The organism is Pseudoruminococcus sp., assembly GCF_047012705.1.
In the GTDB taxonomy this organism is placed as follows: domain Bacteria; phylum Bacillota; class Clostridia; order Oscillospirales; family Acutalibacteraceae; genus Pseudoruminococcus.
This window is the reverse complement of the sequence record NZ_JBKXNW010000019.1, coordinates 1-21,946: the sequence shown is the minus strand read 5'-3', so window position 1 is coordinate 21,946 and position 21,946 is coordinate 1. Positions and strand designations below refer to the sequence as shown.

Sequence of the window (21,946 nt, the reverse complement as noted above, 5' to 3'; positions counted from 1 at the left end):
CTTTACAACAAGTGCCTTTTGTTCCTTAGTCATGCAAACACCCCCGCATAAAAAATTCAGCAGACACCCACCAAGCGAGATGAGTGTCTGCCTTATCCGTATTACTGATTTTTCATCAGCTCATTTACTCTTGCCTGCACCTTGCCGTAATCATATCCGGCAGAGGTGAGTTTTGCTTTACGCTCGTCACCGTTGCCCCACTTACCCTGAATGACTTCCTTTGCAATATCATCCACAGATTTGAGTTTCGGCTTTGCCATAAGCTCGTTGACTCTTTTCTGCACAGCATTGTAGTCATAACTAGCCGCAGTCAGCTTATGCTTGCGTTCATCTCCGGCAGACCACTTTCCGGCAATGACCTCTTTTGCAAGCTCATCGACCGTTTTCTTTGCTTTAGCCGCCGTAGTTGTGGTTGCGGTCGATGTAGTTTTCTTCACCGCCTTTTTATACCCGTTATATCCGCCATTCTTAACAATAGTAGGATAGTCAGTATAGCAATAGTCCATATCAACATTTCCACTGATACCGTTGATTCTGCCCTCGGAAGAATACTGCCAGATGCCATACTTGTTTGCTGTGTATGTGCAGCGGTAATTGTACTGCGCTACCCAGAGTGCATATTTACCAGCAACAGCATTTGAGATGTAATTGTTCAGGTAGTATGTAGAACAGTACAGTCCTGCAAGATAGCCGTTCTTCTCCAGTTCACCGCAGAATGCCTTAATAACACTATCACAGAAATTCCTGCCCTTAGCAAACTGGCTCTGTTCTTCAAGGTCAAAGTAAATCGGATATTCAAATTTCTTTCCTTTGATAACTTCCATACAAGCCTTAGCCTCTTTTACGGCATCTTCAGCACTATCAGCGTATGAGTACCAATAAGCACCCACATCAAGCCCTGCGGCTTTTGCGTTCCTGTAATTCACTTCAAAACAGTTATCATTCTGCCTTGTTTCCCTGCCATATCCGGCACGGATAATCACAAAGTCAATTCCGCTTGCCTTTACTTTCGCAAAGTCGATATTACCCTGCCATGATGATACATCAATTCCCTTGATCATTCTTATCTTCCTCCTTATCTGTTCTGTCGTGCAGCTGCTCTAAAATGTCTTTGAGCTTCTTTGGAATAGGTAATCCCAAGTGAGCTGCGTTTTCCAATAGCGATACACCTTCATTCGATAAATAGAAGAAGATCACCGCCGTCCTGAGTACACTGCCTGTGCCGATGACCTGCACATCAATGATGTTTGCCACACCAACAAGAGTGAAGATCAGCACCTTGCGACAGATACCCTTAAAGCCGATTTTACTGTTCAGCCTTTTTTCACTGATGGCGCACATAAGGCCTGTGATATAGTCGATGGCAGTAAAAGCCACGAGTGCAATCAAAAGCCCGTCACAGCCGCCGAGAAAATACCCAAGCCAACCGCCGAGTACAGTGAAAATAAACTGTATCGTGTACCAGAATTCCTTCATTAAGCATCACGCTCCTTATTGATAATAAATGTATGAAAAAAGCAGCCACCCGAAGGTTGCCGCCTGATTCCGTGGTTATTCTTCTTGTATTGTATAAGTAATTTTCATTGTTTTATCAGCTGTTTTGATAACGGAGGTTTCAAGATTATTTATAGTCGCCAAGTACGGTGTCCATAAGAATAAATTTTGCCGTGTGGAATTTGCATAATAGCCGCCAAAGCTGAAGAAATAGGGACCGTATTGAAATAGTGGTGTGCTTGTGTAAGTCCACGGTGCGCTATTAGCCTTGCGAAACACCTTGTCCTCTGTATTGATTCTGAAATCCGAACCAACTATCCAGTCACCGAGGTTTGCAAGATAAATACTTCCGCTACGATAATAATCATCATTGCAGCTATACGCCGTTGCAGAACCGAGTGGAATTTCCTTTATATCTGCGGCATTTTCAATGTTTATCTTATAAACCTTTGTCTTATCGTAGGACACCATATACAGATAACCATTCTGCAAAACGCTCTGCACATTCCTCTGCGGATTGGTATTGTAGCCGCCGTGATAGCCTACCGCCTGTGACCGAACACCATTCAAAATCATACGCTCTTCTGTAAAACTAAAATCGGATTTGTTTATCTTTATTTTACACAGATTTGCATTACCGTCTTTGTTAGCACTAGCCCAAAAGCCGTACCAATAACCATCCTTGCCGTCAAAGAAATCATAAGCCCCTTCATTATTGCTCGGATTGCTCATAACAAACATTGTGGGGTTCAGCTTTATCTCAAACAGGACATCATAATTCGTGCCGAGCATAGTATCATTCAGACCTACGGCAGTAAAGCTCATCCTGATTTTTTGAATAATCAGCTCATTATTAGTGTTGATGCCGATAGTCCAGAAATAGTTTTCTTCCGGATTTATCTCAACAGCGTTAATATAAGCTGTTCTTGCCTGTCCGCTGCTCCCGGCACTGCGTGAACGCATCACCCAGATACTGCCTGTACCGTTATAGCCGTCACCCATATATCCTATGCCTGCCCATTTATGGGTTAAAGCTACACATGATATTGTGCCGTTTGCCTGAGAGGTTGTAAAATCCCACACAAATTTGTACCCGTGATCAAGCTTCTTCGTTTCTGTCAGATTCATACTCCCACGCATAACATTCGTAGTAGCGTTAACATCATTAGACGCATAGCCGACACAGGGATTTGCTGACGGCGCATAGTATTTGTTCGGATTTTCCTCTATGGTATCAGAGAAAAGCAAAATACCTCCGATGGCATTTTTGCAAAGCGGCAGCATATTTCCGTTGAGGTCGTTTGTGTTGCCCTCGATAGTAAAGAGCATACCGTTGATATTATGGCTAAAAAAGTCCGCCATTACATTGGTGACAAGGTTTGTTTCGGTATATTTTTCTTTTGCTCCTGTTCTGACATCAGTCAGTTCAATTTCAGTTATTCCTTTCAAGTGATCACCTCAGTTCAGATAATGTACAACTATTTTATTGACATAGCCGCCCTCACGCAATGCAAACCGTATTTTATACTGCCTATCCGCAGCCGCTTCATTCCACGCATCAGTGCCGACAGCTTTTATTGATTCCCGATTCATTCCGCTTGTTTCTTCAGACAGTACAGCCCACTTGCCTTCTGTGTACGCTTTCCATGTAGTGCCACCGTCAAAGGAAAAAGCAAATAAAGTGTTATCATCGGAATCGATCTCCACGCTTTCTATACCCAAGATAGTGCTGTCATTCATTTCTGTATTTTTTGAATAGACAAGCTGAACAGGAGGAATAGCCGTTATTTTCGCACTGATCGGCGGCAGTTCAATATCGGCATCCTGCCAATGATAGAGCGTCGGATTTACTAAACGGGAGATAATAACATCTCTCGGGAAATCATCAAAACCATATTGTCTGAAAGCAGATGCAGAAAGACGAGTTACAGGTACTTCTTCAAGATAAGATTCAGTATCAAAGATCAGGTTTTCATCCTCATAGGAGAATTTTCCGTAGCCGTTATTAAGATAGGTGCTTTCCGATATGGTGTTATAAAAACAAGCTCTCACATTTTCATCAACACATGGTACAAGGTGCAGACGCTGTTCTTCACCCTGCCACAGGTCAATGGCGTAAACAGTCCCTCGAAAATATCGGCTGTCGAGCTTTTCTGCTGTGTTTATTGTGCCGATAACAAGCTCACAGGCAGAAGTGAAAACGGATTCCTCAAAGGTCATTATTGCTATACCATCACGCTTAAGTCCCTCTGCTGATAGTTCAAGATTTATCGGCACATCGTTATAATCATCGACTTCTTCGGTTATGCTCTGATTTCCGTAAACACAGGTGATATGTTTACTATCGGTCAAAAATACTCCGAACATATCTGTCTTGTCTGTAGTTCTTGCTCCGAAAAGAGCAGCATTGCCGAAAGTAGTTGTTTTGAATGTTACTGATATTCTCATATCATTTCCGGGCAGAAGCCCTGTGCGGATACACTGTCCACGGTTGAAGATAATGGAGTCAACAAATGCTTTGTTGTGCATCAGCCGATAGAATTTACCGTCCTTGTCTGAAAGCAGATATTTGCTGTCAAAGGGCGGCATCAGGTCTATCAGCTTGTATTCAATTTCAAACTGTTTTCCGTCATTGTCCTTATGATAGAAGGTAATGTACTGTTGCTGTGTGACCGCAACGGTGAAATCCCTATTTGTACTGCCGTTTACTCGGTTTGTTCCAAGATACCCTGCGGCATTTGGTGCTTTGATAATATTCAGCAGCATATCTCCGGTATCAAAGAAAAACCACTCATAATAGAGCCGCACATCTTCCGAAGTGTTATTGTACTGTGCATAACCTTCCCAGCGTAATTTCAGAAACTTATATACTCCGTAGATTTCTCCCTCTTCACGGTAAAAGCTGTATATCGCAGCGTCACGGCGGCATACAAGCAGATGTTCAGAGTTAGCACCAAGGCCTATAAAGCTGTTCCCGCTGACGAAGATATTTGATATCAGCGAACCGTTAAATTTGAACCAGTCTACACCCACAAACTGCATAACATCATCATCGTGACGGGTATTGTTTACAAGGCACTCCATTTTTTCGGTAGTATTCAGCATATCTTCAAGTGAGTTATAGTTAGCCATTCCTTCGCACCTCCAGACTGTCAATTCTCGCAAACTGCTCCGTGTTTATATCCAGTCGGCTCATCCTGCCCTCATCAATAGGCACCTCAAAATTCGTAAAGCTGTAATCGGTTTGGAATTCAAAGGTCGTTTCAGATTTTACATAGTCACGGTTAAAGGTCATTTCGGCACGGTCGGCAGGTTCGATGATCTCGGTAACAATTACAGGGTTCATCTGCGGCTGTGCGATAAAGCGAAGTGCTGTCAATCGACCGAACCGTGCAGGAGTAAAGGTATCCACAAGTCCTATCGGTTCAGGTATTTCTGTATAAGGCTCAACAATATCAATAGCCTTTCTGAAATCCAGACTGCCGACATCTGCAACGGGTACAAACTTCTCCTCAAAGGATAGACGACCATCCCATACATTTCCGGCGCTGAGTCCCTGACCGCTGATGGTGCATAGAGCCTGCATACGGTCAATAAAGCCGGAGCCGTTTGTTACGGACAGTCTGACTTTGAAGGTGTTATATGCGTTTGCATCCAGTTTGGATATCGGATAGTAAAGGTTCAGAATATGCTTACCGCTTTGCCACGTTTCGATTGGATAATATGTGTTTATAACATTATCATTTATCACATAGGTTACTTTCAGCGTTGCCCTGCCGTCCTCATTCCACAACACAACAACATCTTTTTCATCGACCTTTGCTGTCGCCGTTTTCTGTATCTCGTCAGCAGTTATATCAATAAGAATGCTGCCGTGGAATTCCGCATCGGTATCGTCCTGAGATGCAAATTCAAGGCTGACTATCTCCGCATCATTTTCGCCGACAGTAAACGGAGAAGAATTCATATACGAGTGAACGGTTATTTTGCCTACCTCCACAGAATTAAGCAAGCCTGCGATATTCTTATCATTCTTGCTTTTCGCCTGTGATAGTCGGGGATTTTTACCGATACATTTGAGCGTTGTTTTGCCGTTGATCTTGACTGTCATTCCTGTTATTGCGGCAATCTGCGTATCGTCAGCGTGACCGCCAGAAAAGGAAATGACATCTCCGATATCAAGTGCAGGATTACCGATCGTTTCTGAATCGAAAGGAACATACCTGACTTTGGAAATGTCATTCAGAATATTGCGTATTATCTTTTCTCTGGTATCACGCAAACCGAATTGTAATAGAGGATTAACACCGAGGTTCATTGTCAGTCCATCATCGGGAGTGAGGGCATAATACTCAGCAGTAGTCGTTTTCTGATTGGTGGAGTTTACTGCTGTGTAGCGTGTAATAAAATCAGAAAAACTGCTTGAAAACCGCTGCTTGTCCGATACCTGCATTATAGGAGTGTTTCCGTATTTACGCAGTTCCAGTTTCCCTTCACGGTTTATCTGACAATAGCAACCGAGAACCTGTGCTGTATAGAAAAGCAGATCACGCCAGCTTTCTATATCATTTTCGCCGTAAATGCCGTAGATAAACTTACCGTTGGGCATAGCCTCAATATCAGCTCTTGTGTGTGCGAAAGGAACATGACAGTTCTCACAGGCGAGGGAGAAAAAGTCAAAAGGAGTGCCTGAAGAAAGCGTATTTTTGAAGCTCTTTTCAAAATTAAGCATACAATCATAGGCTTTTATTTCAAGTGTTTTTATACTGCGGTTAGCTTCGCTTATCTCGAATATTCCCATAGGTACTTCTTCATAATGATCACCAACATCAAGGTGAAATAAAAGGGTAATTGTCCCATCTTCAAGGCTGTATCTGTCAATATCGGTGAAAAGGGATATACCCATCTCAGCGGCATAAACTGTGCCAAGTTCTATCTCTGTGTTGCCGCAGCATTGACGGGTAATATATCCGCTGCCCTTGACGATATCTTTATTTTTAAATTGATATTTCTGTCCTCGTTTGGTAGTTATCTCTCCTGTCCAGAAATAACTGCGGCTGTTGCTTTGGATAGCTTTTATAAATGCGTCAGATACAGGATACATTGGTTTCCTCCTCCCATGTAAGTTTTTAATACTCCTTCAAAGTAAAATCCACAGTCCATAACCCTTTATAACTTGTATCCTGCTCTAACTTTGCTTTGAAGCCGTCAATATACATTTCAGTTTCCTTAAGTGACAAGCTGTCTGTGTCAAAATACTGCACAGTCAGTTTGTTCTGCTTTAAATATGCTGTTAGTTTTTTCAGCCACACAGCCGTTACCGTAAAGGAAACGGATATGTCAACAACACCCTGACGTACAACATCACGCTGTCTTGTTCCGGCTTCTGTTTCGCCGCCGGAATCGGATTCTACGGAGGAAAGCGACAGGTCGTAGGAATCAGGATACGGCAAAAGCTCACCGTTTATTTTCAGATATTCTGTAAATGCCATGCTACCTTCCTCCGCTTCTTAAGTTTGCTCTTTGCTGAGCATTAACGATAATTTCATCGAGCATAGTGCCGCCGACATACACCGGAATAACGATGTCACCGCTACCACCCACAGTGCCGCCTTTAGGAAAAGCCCCTTTTATCGCAGTTATCAGTTCAGTAAGGTCGGTTTGAGATACACCGCCATCTGAAGCAGGAGCTGTGACTTCTGCATGAGGATTTACGACCATATCCGCAGATACATTTTTTATTGCGGACTTTATCATTCCACGACTATTTTCTATACCCTTTGCAAGACCCTTCATAAAGTCCGGCATCCAGCGCTCATAATCGGTAAGAGGACCCTCGTCCGGCACGGAGAAGTGCAGAAAAGAACGGATAGCATTGCCGACATTTGAGGCAGCATCAGTTACCCAGCCGATACAGTTATTGATGCCGTTTACGATACCGGAAATCAAATCCTTACCCCAGTTAAACGCTTCTGATGCAAGGTTGCCCATAAAGTTTTTGACATTATCAAAGCCGCCCTTCACAGCATTATATACATTGGACATGGCATTTTTTATGCCGGATAAAATATTGTTAAAGGCATTTGAAACAGCATCCTTTATACCACCAACAACATTTGAAACTGTATTTTTTATATTGTTCCAGATGCTTGACACCGTACTGCTGATACCGTTCATGATATTGGAAATCACTGTCTTTATCGTATTGAATACAGTGGAAATAACGGTCTGTATCGCATTAACAACAGTCGATACCGTGTTTTTTATCGTGTTCCACGCATTGGTGATGAACGTCTGAATTGCCGTAATAATCGTTGTAATAACGGTTTTTATCGTATTCCATACAGTAGAAATCACGGTATGTATTGCGTTCATTACGGTTGTTATCACCGTTTGTATAGCGTTCCAGGCAGTAGTCAGGAAGGTCTGTATTGCCGTAACGACTGTTGTAAATGTTGTTTTTATGGTATTCCATATGGTCGTAAAAAATGTTGATATAACAGTCCAGACTGTCTGTATAACCGTTTTAATTGTATTCCATGCAGTGGTAAGGATAGTCTGAATCGCATTTACCACCGTTGTAAAAATAGTTTTTATAATATTCCACACAGTGGTAAAATAAGTCGATATCAGATTCCAGATTGTTTCAATGACAGATTTTATCGTATTCCATGCAGTGGAAAGGATTGTCTGTATCACAGATACAACTGTTGTAAAAATCGTTTTTATGATATTCCAGACGGTGGTAAAATAAGCAGATATCAGATTCCAGATAGTTTCGATTATAGTTTTGATTGTATTCCATGCTGTGGAAAGAATGGTTTGTATCACAGTAATAATCGTTGTAAAGGTATTCTGTATAGCAGTCCATATAATCGTAAAAAAGGCGGATATTGCATTCCAGACTGTTTCAGCAGTAGTTCTGATACCATTCATTATGCCACTGAAAAATCCGCTTATTCCTTTCCATATATTATTGAAAAACTCACTTACACCGTTCCATAGATCATCCCACGATATGCCGAACCAGCTGAGAAAGACTTCAAAAATCCCCTTAAACACATTCAGTATATTTTTGATATTGTTAACGAGGAAGTTCCATGCAGCCATAAATATGCCCTTGACACCTTCCCATACCTGCTCCCAGTTGCCCGTGAAAATACCGATAAAAATATCCAGGATGGAAGTTATCATATCAAGAGAATACGAAAGCATATTGCTTATGTATTGGAAAGCACCTTCCAGCACAGGTGCAAGGAATGAGCAGACGGTATCCCATACTGCCATAATAACTTCGCCGATGTCGTTGAAGTTAAAACCGAGGGCATTCAGCCTGTCAACGATACCCTGAAAAAACTCCTGAAACTTTCCGACAATACCATTCCATATTTCCGTCATAGCGTTGCGGAAATCTTCATTTGTATTCCACAGATAAATGAAAGCTGCGACAAGTGCAGCAATAGCAGCTATAACGAGTGTTATCGGATTTGCGATAAGTCCTGCTAAATTCAGTCCGGAAAGAGCGCCTTTCACAGTAGTGATAGCTCCTGATATTTTAGGCGCAAGGGTCATAATAGTTCCGACAGACGATATTACTTTTCCTATTACTATCAGTGCCGGACCTATCGCCGCAACAATAAGTCCTATTGTTACTATAGTCTTTTTTGTACCCTCATCCATACCGTTCAGCTTATCCACAAGTCCTTGAATCCAAGAAACGATTTGTCTGATTGCAGGCATAAGAATGTCGCCGAAGGAGATAGCAAGTTCTTGTAACTGTGACTTTAAAATAGTGATCTGCCCTTCGAGATTGTTCTGCATCGTTTCAGCCATATCTCCGGCTTTGCCGTCACAGTTTGTAATAGCTGTGTTCAGCTTCTCAATATCAGACGGAGCAGCATTCATCAGGGCAAGGAATCCGCTCATTGCATTTTTGCCGACAAGTGCCTGTGCGTTGGCAGCCTTTTCGGATTCTGACATCTGACCGAAAGCAACACGGCAATCGGCAAGAATACTGTTCAGCGACCTCATTGAGCCATCCTGATTGGTTGTTTTTATTGTCATTGAGCCAAAGGCATTACCTGTCAGTTTAACATCCTTTGACAGATTGTTCATTATAGAACGTAAAGCAGTACCTGCCTGTGATGACTTGATACCTGCGTTGCCCATAAGACCGATTGCTTCGGCAGTATCTTCTGCGGAGAACCCTAACGCACCTGCAATAGGCGCACAGTATTTGAATGTTTCACCCATCATGGAAACATTGGTGTTTGCGTTGGAACTTGCTGCCGCCAGAATATCAGCAAAATGTCCTGAATCATCAGCGGATAATCCAAAGGCAGTAAGTGCGTCTGTGACGATATCTGAGGTGGTTGCCAGATCCTCACCGGATGCCGCCGCAAGGTTCATAATACCCTCGATACCGCCGAGCATATCTTTTGTTTTCCAGCCGGCCATGCTCATATACGTCATCGCCTGTGCCGCTTCTGTAGCGGAAAATTTCGTTTTACTGCCCATCTCACGGGCTTTGGCACGAAGGTCATCAAAGTCTTTTCCGGTCGCTCCCGATATAGCCGCTACTTCACTCATTGATGAATCAAAGTCCGCAGCGGTCTTTACAGCTACAGTTCCAAGACCTGTTATTGCCACAGTCGCAGGCAAAAACTTCTGTCCGACATTGGAAATATTATCTCCCACGGTTTTGAGTTTTTCGCCTTTTGCAGCTATTTTCTGAACAGCTGTTGCGGACTGGTTGGCGGCAGTTTCGAGTTTCTTTAATTCCTGCTCCGTTTCCACAATTTCTCTTTGAAGTGCATCATACTGCTCTTTGGAAATATCCCCGGCAGCAAGGGCTTTATCAGCCTGCTCGGCGGCAGTTTTCAGCGTTTCAAGTCTTTGTTTGGTCTGACCTACTGCGTCACCGAGCAGCTTATGCTTCTGTGCTAAAAGCTCTGTATTTCCGGGATCCAGCTTGAGCAGCTTATTGACATCCCGAAGCTGGGTCTGGGTGCTTTTTATGGAGCTGTCAACATTTTTCAGAGCCTTCGTCAGACGTGTAGTATCTCCGCCGATCTCGACTGTTATACCTTTTATTCTGTTAGCCATCGGGTGTCACTTCCTTCCATTCTGTTAAAATAAATCATAATCAGACTGCGTTGCAATTTCCGAATACCCGTTATAATCATCATTCCTGCTTTCGATAAACATATCGTTGACTAATCCAATCGTAAGCAGGTCAAGGTCACGGATAGATAAGCCAAGCTGTACGCATCGGAGCAGAAATAATGGTGTCGTCATTTCGCGGTCAGTTGGTCTAAGTTTTTTTTAGACTGTACTGTGGTCTGAACATTCAGTCCCCAAAGTTCTATCAGCTTCGGCAGAACCTGATAAATGGAAAATGTATTGAAGTTATCAAGCCATTCCTCCGGGGTATCCGGGATAGATGCATCGGCGTGTTTAGCCATAATAAAAGCGATATTTTCAAACATCTCCAAAGAAAATAAATCAAGATTGCTGCTGCCTTCATCTTGGTTTCCGAGGGATTTTTCCAAAGCCGAAAGGTCACGATAAATATCCCTGTGAAAACGCATCCTGTATATTCTCGGAATGGCGGCGGATGCACGGAATTTTACCGGCTGTCCGTCAATCTCTATTGTCTGTGTCATGCTCATTTCTCACACCTCACTTTTCCATAGCAATAAATTCCGCTTCACCGCCGATAACGGAGTTCGGCAGATACACCTCGCTGTACCAATTCAGATATACTTCATCATTGGTATCATCACCTGTTTTTGCCTTAACGAGACCGTTGCCGAGCGGAGCAGCCTTTATTGTCAGCTTCTCTGTTTTAACCTCGATCTCATCCTCGTTGGTCTGTGATTCGATTGTCGGACGGGATGCGGAGCAGTAGTACATAACGTGTCTTATCTTTTTCACATCGCCGTCAAACTCAAACAAGAGCGCAAAGTTCTCAGTCTCCACATTTGAGTTTTCGATAAGCACTCCGTTGCTGTCGATTGTTTCCTTAAGAACATCTCTGCGGAAGCTCTCAGGGATAAGAGCCAATTCGATATCCCCATCATACCCCATATTATTACTTATAGTGTAATAGGCGTACCCGTCGGCATAGAAGTTTTTAGGCTCACCGTTCGGGTCAAGTGACAGCGACACAGCACCCGGCATGGGTACAGGTTTTTCAAAGGTCGCTGTTCCGTCAGTGTTCAATTTTACAATGGCATAATGCACATTGCATATATTGAATTTGACCTTATTCTTTTTCTTATTCGGCATTGCAAATTCCCCCAATCTCATAAGAATACATCACCTCGTAGAGCTTTTCGCTGTCGATCCATACCTCGGATTTGTTGTAAAAGATATTGTGCCTGTCAAGGACTTCTTCCACTTTCAGTTCAAGCTCCGTATTTTTGTAATCGGTGTACAATTCGATGTGTACATCATTTATTTTGTAATAGACCCTGCCGTCTGCCGCGAAGTTATCACTGCCCGGCAGGAGATAACAGATAAAAGGTGGGTTCGGACTTTCGCCCTCGGCAAAGTGATCGTAAGCATAAGGCAGTCCGATCTCGTTCAGTATTGATATTAGTTCATCCATAACATCACCCTTTCAATGCTTTTTCTATTGCCTTTTCAAGTGCGTTGATGCCGTTTTCTTCGGCAGGTGCGATATGCGGCTGGGCTTTGGTTCTTCCACCGCCACGCTTTGCGTGTCCGAATTCCAAAAGATGAGCAAGCTGATATCTGTTTTTTGAATGAACAGTAACCTCTAACTTCTCAGCCGACTCCCTTGTTGTCTTTACAGCCCAGCTTTTCGCATACGCTCCTGTTTCCTTCGGAGCAGTTGATTGTATTTCCTTGCGGACATCGTTTCCTGCTTTTTTAACGGCTTTCTTCATATCGGCTGTTGCGAGTTTGGAATACTCCGTCAGCCCCTTCATAACTTCTTCGGCAAGGTCATCAATTTTTACTGTTTTTCCCACGCTATCGCCTTGCCTTCCTGCACCTGAATTTAATGCACTTCTTTTTGTAGTTCATATGGTCGATTGCGATAATATCATAGATTTCGTTTTTGAACATTATGCGGTAACCTGTGGTGCTGACAGTCGCCGTAAGGGCGCACCAACGGACAGTAAAGGAAACATCCGTATTTTCTACCGTTGTCCCCACAACGGCCGTTTCTTTGCCGCTTTCGCCGCCGACAGTCGCATAGCAGGAGAATTCGTCATTCCAACTGCTCATGTGGTTGCCGATATGGTCGGTAAGTATTACATTTCTCTGAAAGGTTATCCTTTCGTTAAGCAAAGAAATCTGCATTAAAATTCCTCCTTCCTGCTGCCGAAAAGCAAGGCTCTGAGGGAAATTGTCAGAGCCTTGTAATCGGCTTCTTCTCTGTGTTCGTAAAAATAGGCGATGGCATACAGCACTGCTATTTTTGCGTTTTTTGCTGTCTTTAATATCGTTGTGTCCTCCGTGCGGAGAATGTCAAGGCAAAGTGCCTCCGCAGCAGAAATATAGCTGCGGATAAGCGAATCGTCATCGTTATGATCCACACGAAGAAAGTTTTTTACTTCCTTGACGGATACAGTCATGCCATCACCTCATCAGGGCTTGGTGACTTTTCCAGTCGAACCGATCTTAAGAATCTGTACTGCTTCCGGCAGAACAAGTTTTCCGTCCACTCTTTCTTTCGCAACAAAGCCGACCATATCATTTCCGGCGAAAAGCTCTGTCAGCTTTTTGAAGGAACGAGTGCCTCTGTCGCCGATGTTGTAGTAGCTATAGTCACCAAAGGAGATCATATTTGTGGGAGCGTACTCGGATGTATAGACAGGATAGCCTGCCAGTCTTTCCGGCTCACCATCCTTAAAGGACTGCTGCCACAGATACTGACCCTCGGAATCCTTAAGGGTGCGGACGCTTGCCAGAATCTTATCGTTCATAATGAATGCAGCCTTTTTACGATACGGACGCTTGAGGGCATAGACAAGGTTGATAATGTCATCACCCTTAAGCGAGGTAGTCGTGCCGGAAATAACACCGCCGCCTGTTGCTGCAAAAATGCCTGTAGGTCTGCCTCTGCCGTTACCGTTAAGGAAAGCATCCTCTTCGGCGTTTGCGAGAGCCTTACCAAACTGTGTGATTATGTAGTTTTCAAGACCGAATGAGTTGTCATACAGAAGCTCCTCAGTCACCTTTATTGCAACATGGAGCTTATGAGCATCGAGGAGTATCTGGTCAAAGGTCGCATCACCCCATACAAGAGGTTCACCCTCATCAATCCACGATGCCGCAGGCTTGGTCGCAGCAACATTGATCTTATGATCTCCGCTTGTTTTGATTTTCGTTCCGAGAGTACGCATAATATTTTCACCGTTCAGCACATCGATTATTCTCTTGTCATATTCCTCCGGCACAAGGTAGCCGCCGTCTGCGTCTGAGCCCTCACGAAGAACATTGGAAACATCCGCAAAGTTACTGCGGAGCGCTCCGAGCATAGCTTTTCTGTATTCCTCGCTTGCTCTGGCCGTGCCGCTAATTTCACCCTTAAAGGGCTTTGAGGTAAGCGGAGTGTTTATCGGCTTGTTCAGCTCCTGCTCCAAAGCGTCCTCTCTCTGCATACGGCTGATCTCACGAGAGATATCCTGTATTTCCTTTTCCATCTGCTCGTACTCCGCATAGTCTGCATCGTTGAGCGTGTTGTTTTCATTCTTGTGGGCAGCCGCAAAAGCACGGGCTGCCTCGATTGCCTTATTTCTTTTTTCGATCATCTGCATAATAGTCATAGTCAGATTCCTCCTTATTTCATCAGTTCATTAACTCTGTCCTGAACATCACTGTAGTTATATCCGGCAACAGTCAGTTTTTTCCTTCGTTCCTCACCGTTACCCCACTTGCCGCAAATAACCTCGTGTGCAAGCTCGTCAACAGATTTTTTGTTCTGTACCTTGCCGGAAAGTATTTCATTTACTCTGTTCTGAACGGCAGAATAATCATATCCGGCAGCGGTCAGCTTTGCCTTGCGCACATCTCCGGCAGACCATTTTCCTGCGATTACTTCCTTTGCAAGCTCATCAACGGTTTTCTTTGCTGTTTTTGTTTTCTGTGAAGAAGTTCCGGTTGATGTACTTTCCTTCCACTTGGGTCTGAAAAACGCATATACACTGCTGTCATTCAGATACCTTGTCTTGCGTTTGAAGGTTGAATTGCAAGCCCAGTTATCACCCCAGCCCTCAACATTTCCTTCAAGGGTAGTCAGTGTGTTGCCGCTTACTGCCTCAACAATTCCCACATGAGAAGCGGAATATTTGTCGATAGGATTAAGGCTCGAATAACGGAACATGATAATATCGCCCGGCTGTACTGCCTGTGAATATTTCAGAAACCATGTACCGTATTTGCCGTCACCGTACCTGCCTTCATCGGATGCAAAGGAATGCACACCGCTTGTGTACTTTCCGATAAAACCGCAGTCCTTCATAATTGCGGATACGGCAAAGGCACACCAGTCGTATACTGCATCAAGAGCAAGTTTTGTTTTGCAGACAAAATAACCGTCTTTGCCTATATAGCTCCTCGCTGTATTCAAGAATTTCTCTCTGTCAGTCATAGTCAGATTCCTCCCTTAAATGAATTTTTGAATTGTATCCAGACGGTCAAATATCTCAGCGACAGGATGACCGTTTTCTGTATTTTTCTTTGTCAGCTTGTTCAGCAGACTTGCATTTACAGCCTTGCGGGAAAATAAAAAAGAGGTCGCATTCTTCTGCTCCTCTTCATCCTCGTTAGGTGTATTTTCTTGATTGGTTTCGTCATCTTCCTGCTCATCTTCTTCGGAATATTTATCGTTTTTCTTGCCGAAGATATCATCAGCAAAGCCAAGCTCCACAGCCTTATTAGCTGACATCCATGTTTCCGCTTCCATCAGCTTTGAGAGCTTCGCACGGGACAGACCTGTTTTCATCTGATAAGCGTTGATGATGCTTTCCTTTACTTCGGCAAGCATATCGATTGCCTTTTGCATCTCGTTATGATCTCCGAATGCGATTGTGGCGGGATTATGGACCATGAGGACAGCACAGGGCGACATTAAAACCGTATCTCCTGCCATAGCGATAACGCTTGCCGCAGATGCCGCAATAGCATCTATTTTCACTGTGACCTTGCCGGGATATTCCGACAGCATATTGTATATCTGCGCAGCCGCCACGCAGTCACCGCCCGGAGAATTGATATATACCGTAATATCACCTTTGCCGGAAAGCAGCTCGTCTTTGAACATTTTAGGTGTGATATCATCTGCGAACCAAGATTCCTCTGCGATAGTGCCGCGCAGTTCAAGCACTCTTTCGGTACTTTCCATACTATCCTGATTTATGATCTTTTGTTTCTTCCATTTCCAGAACTTATCCATATTCAGCCTCCTTCTGATAAGTCGTTATTATTTTTTTCGTATGCTGCACCTGCCTGTTTTAAGGGCAGCATATTTCCGTTGACGAGGTACAGGTTGCCTCCCTCCTCGTCCGGTATCAGGTCTTGCTGTTCAAGACTTCGTATATCATTTGCCGACATCCAGCCGTTCTGCCTTGCCGTTGCATAGCCGTTCATTCTGCTCTGATAGTCGCCGCGCAGCAGACCGTCAACATTGAATTTGAAAAATAACTGTCGCTTTTCATCATCATTAAAAACACAGCGTGATAAACTCTGCTCCCATCTTGTCACCCAGGGTGCAAGCGTGTATTTTACGAATTCCAGCGACATATTTTCAATATTTGAAAATGTACTCCGTTCCAGATCACCGACCATGTGCGGCGGCACACGGAATATCCTCGCAATCTCGTCTATCTGAAACTTTCTCGTTTCAAGGAACTGAGCTTCATTCGGAGAGATAGAGATTGGTGAATAGTGTACCCCTTCTTCCAGAATGGCGACCTTATGTTTGTTTTCGCCGCCGAAGCCCTTGTTCCAGCTTTCACGCACACGCTCAGGCTCTTTGACCGTTCCCGGAAATTCAAGTATGCCGCTGGGTGTTGCTCCGTTTGCAAAAAACTTACTGCCGTATTCCTCTGTCGCTATTGCAAGACCTATCGCATTTTTCGCCATTGCTATCGGAGAATATCCGACAAGACCATCAAATCCAAGTCCGGGAATATGAAGTACTTCACTCGGCTGTAATTTTACTGTGCTTCCTTGGTTTATCGGCGCATCCTCCTGACTGACCATATACTCATAAACGATGTTCCCGTTTTCATCACGGTCAACATTCATTCTATCAGGCATAAGAGGATACAGTGCCAGCACTTCACCCTTGCCGTTGCGGATGATCTGTGCGTAGGCGTTGCCCCACAATAAAAGGTGAGTCATTAGTGTTTCCCTGAAAACAAAAGAAGTCATTTCCGGGTTCGGTTCATCGTGCAGTAAAAAATACAGAAGATGTTCGGTTGCCTTTGCTGTGCCTGTATCGGTGTATTTGTAGAGATGCAGAGGCAGACTTGCTATCGCCTCTGATAATATCCTCACGCAGGAATAAACCGCCGTTATCTGCATTGATGAACGCTCGTTGACGGCTTTTCCGCTTGTTGCAGTGCCAATCAAAAAGCTGTATCCGCTGCCGGCAGTAGCGTTTTTCGGTGCATCCCTGCTCCTGAATATCCGGTTCAAAAATCCCATATTGTTTTACTCTCCCTTCAAATAAAAAGTATTCCACGGCTGTCATATACACTTTCCGTATTGACATTTCCGCACCTCACAGCACGGTCAAGAGCCATGATCGTTGCGATAGCTCCGTCTATCTTTTCAGTAGATTTTTCCTTGTCAGCTTTAATGTTTCCTGCCGGGTCAGTTCGGATGAAAATATTATCCATCATCCAACGCAAAACAGGGTGACCGCCGTGAGCGATTCTCTGCTCCAGCGTCAGCTTCATAAGCTCCTTTGTCGGTGGCGACATACTCGCAAAACCCTGTCCGAAAGGAACAACAGTAAATCCCATACCCTCAAGGTTCTGCACCATCTGCACAGCACCCCAGCGATCAAAGGCTATCTCACGGATATTAAAGCGTTCGCCTAGTCTTTCAATGAATTTTTCTATGTATCCGTAATGAACAACATTTCCTTCCGTTGTTTCCAGAAAGCCTTGTCGTTCCCAGATATCGTAGGGAACATGATCTCGCTTGACACGCAGGTCAATATTATCTTCGGGAATCCAAAAATAGGGCAGGACATAATATTTATCATCCTCGTCAGTTGGCGGAAAAACGAGTACGAAAGCCGTAATATCCGTTGTGCTTGACAGGTCAAGACCTCCATAACAAACACGCCCTTCAAGTTTTCTCTCATTAACAGGGAATGCACATTTATCCCACTTTTCCATTGGCATCCATCTGACTGCCTGCTTGACCCATTGATTAAGTCTGAGCTGGCGGAAAGCATTCTCTTCTCCCGGATTCTGCTTTGCGGAATTGCAGGCAGCCGTGACCTTATCGACACCGATAGTAATGCCGAGTGACGGATTCGCCTTTTTCCAGACCTTCGGGTCAGTCCAGTCCTCATTCTCCTCAGCGCCATAAATACAGGGATAGAATGTCGGGTCAACCTTTCTGCCTGATATGATATCCATAGCCTTTTGATGCAGTTCATAGCAAATGGAATGTGTATCGTTTCCGGCTGTCGTGATGATAAAGTGGAGCGGATTTCTTCTTGCATCGGAAGTGCCCTTTGTCATCATATCAAAGAACTTTCTGTCCTTTTGCACCCACAGTTCATCGAATATCAAAGCAGAAACATTGACACCTGACTTTCCGGCAACATCGGCAGACAAAGCTTTATATGTACTGTTGGTCGGAGTAAAATGTATCGTTTTCCGACTCGGTCTGATATCACAGCGTTTTCTTAGTGCCGGACACAGTCTGACCATATCACAGGACACATCAAACACAAGCGAAGCCTGATCTCTGTCAGCAGCGCAGCCATAGACCTCGGCTCTCTGTTCGCCATCGGCGCAGAGCATATACAGGGCGACAGCTGCTGCAAGCTCACTCTTGCCGGATTTCTTACTTATTTCAATATACGCTGTGTTAAACTGTCGGTAACCGTCCGCACGGATCGTACCGAAAATATCACGGATAATTCTTTCCTGCCAGTCGATAAGCTCAAAAGGCTGATTGTAGAATTCGCCCTTTGTATGCCGCAGCTGTTCGATAAAGGCTACCGCATAATCGGCGGCATCCTTATCGTAATATGATCCCTTTGCCATAAATTTCGTGGGTCTGTATTTTCTTAGTTTTCGCAATGCTCCGCCTCCCTGCAATCAGGCTGACCTGCAATGGCCTCCTGACTAAGTTTCATGATTTCTGAAAGTTCCATAAGTTTTCACCTCCATAAAAATACAGCCGCATCTCTGCGACTGTCGAAAAATATCTATATAAACGAGAAACACGCCTCATCGGCGCGCTCCCGGAGTTTTCAGTTATATTCCTTCAAAAGGATCGCAAGGGCTGTTTCCGTATCCTCATCTTTAGCTTTTACATCAAGCCCTCTGTCATAGTTGTAAACGATCTCGCCGCTTCTTCTCAGCATCAGCTTGCTTATCCTGCCGCCGCCAATACCAAAGTCCTCGCTCGGCTCTTCGTAATGCTTTACCCAGTAATGAAAGGTGCTGTTTCGTACCCTTAAGCTGCCCTCAGTCCACATTGTCGTTACCCTCCTCTCAAAAAAGGTCGTCGTTCAGGTACATATCCTCGATGTCCTCTTTCGTTACCCTTATGCCGTCACTTTCCATGTCGTTTACTATGTCCTGAATGCTGTCGGGATCCAGGCCGTATTTCTTTGCGATCTCCTTGATGTCCTTCTTGGTTATCTTTCTTGCTTTTTTCATGGTGGTTTACCTCCGTTTGTTTTTGTTGTGACTGTATATTAACTCTTTCGGCAGATCTTATCAATACGATTACTACACAATCATTTCAGGAATAATCAGGCATTGAATTGTGTAAATATGAGGAGAAAAACCGCCCTGCTCCGGGCGGCAGCAGGCTCAGTTTACGCTGAACCTGATCCCCATTACCGTAGTCGTTCCCCAGCGTTCTTCGTGTTCGGCTTTGTAAAGCCCTGTCATCGTGCAGCCCTCGGCGGCGAGCTGGTGGATGTTCTCCATCAGGGCGGTGCTGTGTCCGGTGTAAATGAACTCCGTGATGCCTGCCTTGCGGAGGGTGCTTACAAAATCCGTTACCTCGTTCTCCCAAAGGAAATCGCTGAATTCAAATTCGTCTGCGTTGTGCTCGATGCTGCCCGCCCAAGCCTGGTATGCTTTGCTTGCTCCGTGGCTAAAAGGGAAGGGCTTTTCCGGATTCTCTGCAAGCCAGGTGCTGTACTCCTCGCTGTCGTATCCGCAGGTCTTTTTAAGCTCTCTGCTTTTTTCCAGCCTTGCTCTGCGCTCGTCCTCCCAAGCGTGTCCTGTTCTCTTCATGTCCTCGAAAAATGCGTTCTGTCTGTTCATAGTGTGCGCCCTCCTTATCTTGTTGCCTCGGCATCTGCTCTGCCGAGGAGGTAGGCCTGCTCCAGCATTTCCTGCAAGGCTCTTATGCTGATCTCCGGGAAGTCTTCGCTGTCGTTGTTTCTCTCGTCTATGCCGCCCCTGCATTCAAGACCGTAGCTTGCTTTCATCGCTATCTTTTCAAGGGCTTTCTCGGTTTTCTTGCTGATCTTTTTCATGGTGGTTACCTCCTGATTTTGTTTTTGTAGGGCTGTTCCCTTTGTGTGTAACACATATTAACTCTTATCGGAGGTATTATCAAGCAATTCTGCACACATATATCCGACAAAGAATCAGGCTTTATCTTGTGTATATCTCTCCATGCTGCGGTGTATCGCATCAAGTATTTTTTCCTGCTCCTCGGCATCAATACCGAGACTTTCCAATGCCTGTCTTGTTCCGCAGTCCGGGCAGATGAGGGTTTCACAGTCCGTTCTTGATATCGCAGGACGGCCGGTGTATTCCTGACCGCAGATCGGGCAAGTCCTTATTTTAATCTCATTTGTTTCCATAATATTTTCTTCATCCTTTCTACCGTTCTGGTAAGTATCTTCGTGTCAAAACCGAAATCCTTATAGCCCTTCATGCAGGTGGTAAGGTAATAGTTTGTCGGCAGTCCGACCCTGCGGCCTTCTGTCATTATGTAGGCAAAGCAACGCAGTTCCTTCGTGGTTTTCTCGTCAAGCAGCCTGACCTTGAGGGTGTAATCGTACTTGTAATAAAATCTCGGATAGCCCTCGTAACGGTCGAGTGCCAGCTCGTCCTCCGGAGTTATCTCCCAGACCGCAACCGGAACCTTGCTACCGATCTTCGGCTCGATTGTTAGATAGTAGCCTGATCCGCTGCCTCTGAAATAAAGGATATTGTGTTCCAGCATCGCAGTTCCGATTGGCTTTGCTCCGGGGCATCTTCTCATCATCTGCTCCACATTCAGGTTGCTGCCGTAGGCAATGTAATAGCGTTTTTCTTTACTCATGGTAGTTCATCCTTTCCGAAGGAATACCCTTCTACCACCTTAAGGCCGCCGTTCGTGGCGGTCAGGGGGCAGGAGGCTGTTCCTTATGCTCTGCCGAATCTGAATGCTGTGTCGCCTTCAAGGTTTCTTGTTAAAATATCCCTTGCTGTGGCGAATTCCTCTCCGATGAATCCGAGCCTTAAAAGCCAGGTTCTCATTGCGAATTTCGGATTCTCTTTCTGCTGTTCCTTGGGGCTTGCCGTTCTGACCTCCTTGGCCATCTCGCTAAGTGCAAGGCAAAGCTGAATGTAGCTCTTGAGCTGTCCTGCGTGAAGTCCGTTCTGCTTGCCGCCGCTCGGAGCATCGAATTGAAAAAGTCTGAATTCAACCGTTCCTTTTGTAAAGGTTGCGTGGAGGTTGAGCATATGGTAGCGGCTATCATTGTAGTGATGGCTTCTGCCGTAATCCGCTCCGTTGCCTTGGTACCAGATGTCTGCAAGCTGGCTCATAGTCTGCGGCTTTTTGCTGTTGAGCTTTGCAAGGAAATTCGGATTGACTGTTCTGCAGTAGCGGTTCATTCTGCCTTCGTTGATTTTCAGGGCTGTGGCTATCAGCTTTTCGTGGCTTGCCATCAGGTTTGCAAGGTTTCTAAGCGTCTGCGCTGTGTGCCCCTTTGCTCCGATGTGAATGTGTACTCCGCAGCCTCTTGTGGCATCGCTTTTTGCTCCTGCTTTGCGAAGCCTTCTGATAAGTCCCTGCAAAGTTTCGATGTCGCTGTATTTTAAGATTGGGGTTACCAGTTCGCACTTTTCGCTGTCTGGTCCGCTGATGCTGACATCCTTTTGAAATTTCCACTCTCTGCCGTCTGCGTCCCATGCCGACCAGGTGCAGTATCCGTTGCGGTGGATATATAATAAAAAAGTGGACAAGTATGATAAAATAGAAGACAGAAAAA

General features: G+C 44.7%; 26 protein-coding genes. All 26 read right to left on the bottom strand.

Going from position 1 to position 21,946, the window contains the following annotated elements:
• Positions 1 to 101 precede the first annotated feature (101 nt).
• Complete coding sequence (locus tag ACLU24_RS13350; RefSeq protein ID WP_412613176.1) at positions 102 to 1,061, bottom strand: GH25 family lysozyme; 960 nt, start codon at positions 1,059 to 1,061, stop codon at positions 102 to 104.
• Positions 1,045 to 1,476 (bottom strand): phage holin family protein, encoded by a 432-nt coding sequence (locus tag ACLU24_RS13345; protein WP_412613174.1) that lies wholly within the window; start codon positions 1,474 to 1,476, stop codon positions 1,045 to 1,047. The genes ACLU24_RS13350 and ACLU24_RS13345 overlap by 17 nt, the downstream gene beginning before the upstream one ends.
• 75 nt (positions 1,477 to 1,551) lie before the next feature.
• Positions 1,552 to 2,943, bottom strand: coding sequence for a hypothetical protein (locus tag ACLU24_RS13340; protein ID WP_412613173.1), 1,392 nt, complete (start codon positions 2,941 to 2,943; stop codon positions 1,552 to 1,554).
• Positions 2,944 to 2,952: 9 nt separating this feature from the next.
• A complete protein-coding gene (locus ACLU24_RS13335; protein WP_412613171.1) occupies positions 2,953 to 4,626 on the bottom strand; it encodes a hypothetical protein in 1,674 nt (557 codons plus the stop codon).
• Positions 4,619 to 6,598, bottom strand: coding sequence for a hypothetical protein (locus ACLU24_RS13330; RefSeq protein ID WP_412613169.1), 1,980 nt, complete (start codon positions 6,596 to 6,598; stop codon positions 4,619 to 4,621). The genes ACLU24_RS13335 and ACLU24_RS13330 overlap by 8 nt, the downstream gene beginning before the upstream one ends.
• Before the next feature lie 25 nt (positions 6,599 to 6,623).
• Positions 6,624 to 6,986 (bottom strand): hypothetical protein, encoded by a 363-nt coding sequence (locus ACLU24_RS13325; RefSeq protein ID WP_412613168.1) that lies wholly within the window; start codon positions 6,984 to 6,986, stop codon positions 6,624 to 6,626.
• A 1-nt stretch (position 6,987) separates the two neighbouring features.
• A complete protein-coding gene (locus ACLU24_RS13320; protein WP_412613166.1) occupies positions 6,988 to 10,599 on the bottom strand; it encodes a phage tail tape measure protein in 3,612 nt (1,203 codons plus the stop codon).
• Between the two features lie 24 nt (positions 10,600 to 10,623).
• Positions 10,624 to 10,791, bottom strand: coding sequence for a hypothetical protein (locus ACLU24_RS13315; protein WP_412613164.1), 168 nt, complete (start codon positions 10,789 to 10,791; stop codon positions 10,624 to 10,626).
• Positions 10,788 to 11,165, bottom strand: coding sequence for a hypothetical protein (locus tag ACLU24_RS13310; protein WP_173550938.1), 378 nt, complete (start codon positions 11,163 to 11,165; stop codon positions 10,788 to 10,790). Before ACLU24_RS13310 ends, ACLU24_RS13315 begins: the two co-directional genes overlap by 4 nt.
• A gap of 10 nt (positions 11,166 to 11,175) precedes the next feature.
• A complete protein-coding gene (locus ACLU24_RS13305) occupies positions 11,176 to 11,784 on the bottom strand; it encodes a major tail protein (protein WP_173550937.1) in 609 nt (202 codons plus the stop codon).
• Entirely contained in the window at positions 11,774 to 12,106 is a 333-nt protein-coding gene (locus ACLU24_RS13300) for a hypothetical protein (RefSeq protein WP_412613162.1), read from the bottom strand. Before ACLU24_RS13300 ends, ACLU24_RS13305 begins: the two co-directional genes overlap by 11 nt.
• A 4-nt stretch (positions 12,107 to 12,110) precedes the next feature.
• Positions 12,111 to 12,491, bottom strand: a complete 381-nt coding sequence (locus ACLU24_RS13295) for an HK97-gp10 family putative phage morphogenesis protein (protein WP_412613161.1) — start codon at positions 12,489 to 12,491, stop codon at positions 12,111 to 12,113.
• Between the two features lies 1 nt (position 12,492).
• Positions 12,493 to 12,825 carry a phage head closure protein gene (locus tag ACLU24_RS13290; protein ID WP_412613160.1) on the bottom strand — a complete coding sequence of 111 codons (333 nt, stop codon included), beginning with the start codon at positions 12,823 to 12,825 and terminating at the stop codon, positions 12,493 to 12,495.
• Positions 12,825 to 13,100 (bottom strand): head-tail connector protein, encoded by a 276-nt coding sequence (locus ACLU24_RS13285; protein ID WP_412613159.1) that lies wholly within the window; start codon positions 13,098 to 13,100, stop codon positions 12,825 to 12,827. Before ACLU24_RS13285 ends, ACLU24_RS13290 begins: the two co-directional genes overlap by 1 nt.
• Positions 13,101 to 13,112: 12 nt before the next feature.
• On the bottom strand, positions 13,113 to 14,294 hold the full coding sequence (locus ACLU24_RS13280) for a phage major capsid protein (RefSeq protein WP_412613157.1): 1,182 nt from the start codon (positions 14,292 to 14,294) through the stop codon (positions 13,113 to 13,115).
• Between the two features lie 14 nt (positions 14,295 to 14,308).
• Positions 14,309 to 15,118: a CHAP domain-containing protein gene (locus ACLU24_RS13275; protein WP_412613155.1), complete on the bottom strand. Its 810-nt coding sequence runs from the start codon at positions 15,116 to 15,118 to the stop codon at positions 14,309 to 14,311.
• 15 nt (positions 15,119 to 15,133) lie between these two features.
• Complete coding sequence (locus tag ACLU24_RS13270) at positions 15,134 to 15,922, bottom strand: head maturation protease, ClpP-related (RefSeq protein WP_412613154.1); 789 nt, start codon at positions 15,920 to 15,922, stop codon at positions 15,134 to 15,136.
• Positions 15,923 to 15,924: 2 nt separating this feature from the next.
• Complete coding sequence (locus ACLU24_RS13265; RefSeq protein WP_412613153.1) at positions 15,925 to 17,178, bottom strand: phage portal protein; 1,254 nt, start codon at positions 17,176 to 17,178, stop codon at positions 15,925 to 15,927.
• A 17-nt stretch (positions 17,179 to 17,195) separates the two neighbouring features.
• Complete coding sequence (locus ACLU24_RS13260) at positions 17,196 to 18,797, bottom strand: terminase large subunit (RefSeq protein ID WP_412613151.1); 1,602 nt, start codon at positions 18,795 to 18,797, stop codon at positions 17,196 to 17,198.
• 173 nt (positions 18,798 to 18,970) lie between these two features.
• The gene (locus ACLU24_RS13255; protein WP_412613149.1) at positions 18,971 to 19,198 is read right to left on the bottom strand and encodes a DUF7678 domain-containing protein; all 228 of its coding nucleotides are present in this window, start codon (positions 19,196 to 19,198) and stop codon (positions 18,971 to 18,973) included.
• Between the two features lie 16 nt (positions 19,199 to 19,214).
• On the bottom strand, positions 19,215 to 19,382 hold the full coding sequence (locus tag ACLU24_RS13250) for a helix-turn-helix domain-containing protein (RefSeq protein WP_412613148.1): 168 nt from the start codon (positions 19,380 to 19,382) through the stop codon (positions 19,215 to 19,217).
• Positions 19,383 to 19,538: 156 nt separating this feature from the next.
• Positions 19,539 to 20,000: a DUF7698 family protein gene (locus ACLU24_RS13245; protein ID WP_412613147.1), complete on the bottom strand. Its 462-nt coding sequence runs from the start codon at positions 19,998 to 20,000 to the stop codon at positions 19,539 to 19,541.
• Positions 20,001 to 20,014: 14 nt separating this feature from the next.
• Positions 20,015 to 20,215, bottom strand: a complete 201-nt coding sequence (locus tag ACLU24_RS13240; RefSeq protein WP_412613146.1) for a DUF6900 domain-containing protein — start codon at positions 20,213 to 20,215, stop codon at positions 20,015 to 20,017.
• A 114-nt stretch (positions 20,216 to 20,329) separates the two neighbouring features.
• Entirely contained in the window at positions 20,330 to 20,548 is a 219-nt protein-coding gene (locus tag ACLU24_RS13235; RefSeq protein WP_412613145.1) for a hypothetical protein, read from the bottom strand.
• Positions 20,524 to 21,012, bottom strand: a complete 489-nt coding sequence (locus ACLU24_RS13230) for a gamma-glutamylcyclotransferase family protein (RefSeq protein WP_412613143.1) — start codon at positions 21,010 to 21,012, stop codon at positions 20,524 to 20,526. The genes ACLU24_RS13235 and ACLU24_RS13230 overlap by 25 nt, the downstream gene beginning before the upstream one ends.
• 83 nt (positions 21,013 to 21,095) lie before the next feature.
• Positions 21,096 to 21,946 (bottom strand): amidoligase family protein (locus ACLU24_RS13225; protein WP_412613142.1); only part of this gene is annotated, 851 nt, incomplete at its 5' end.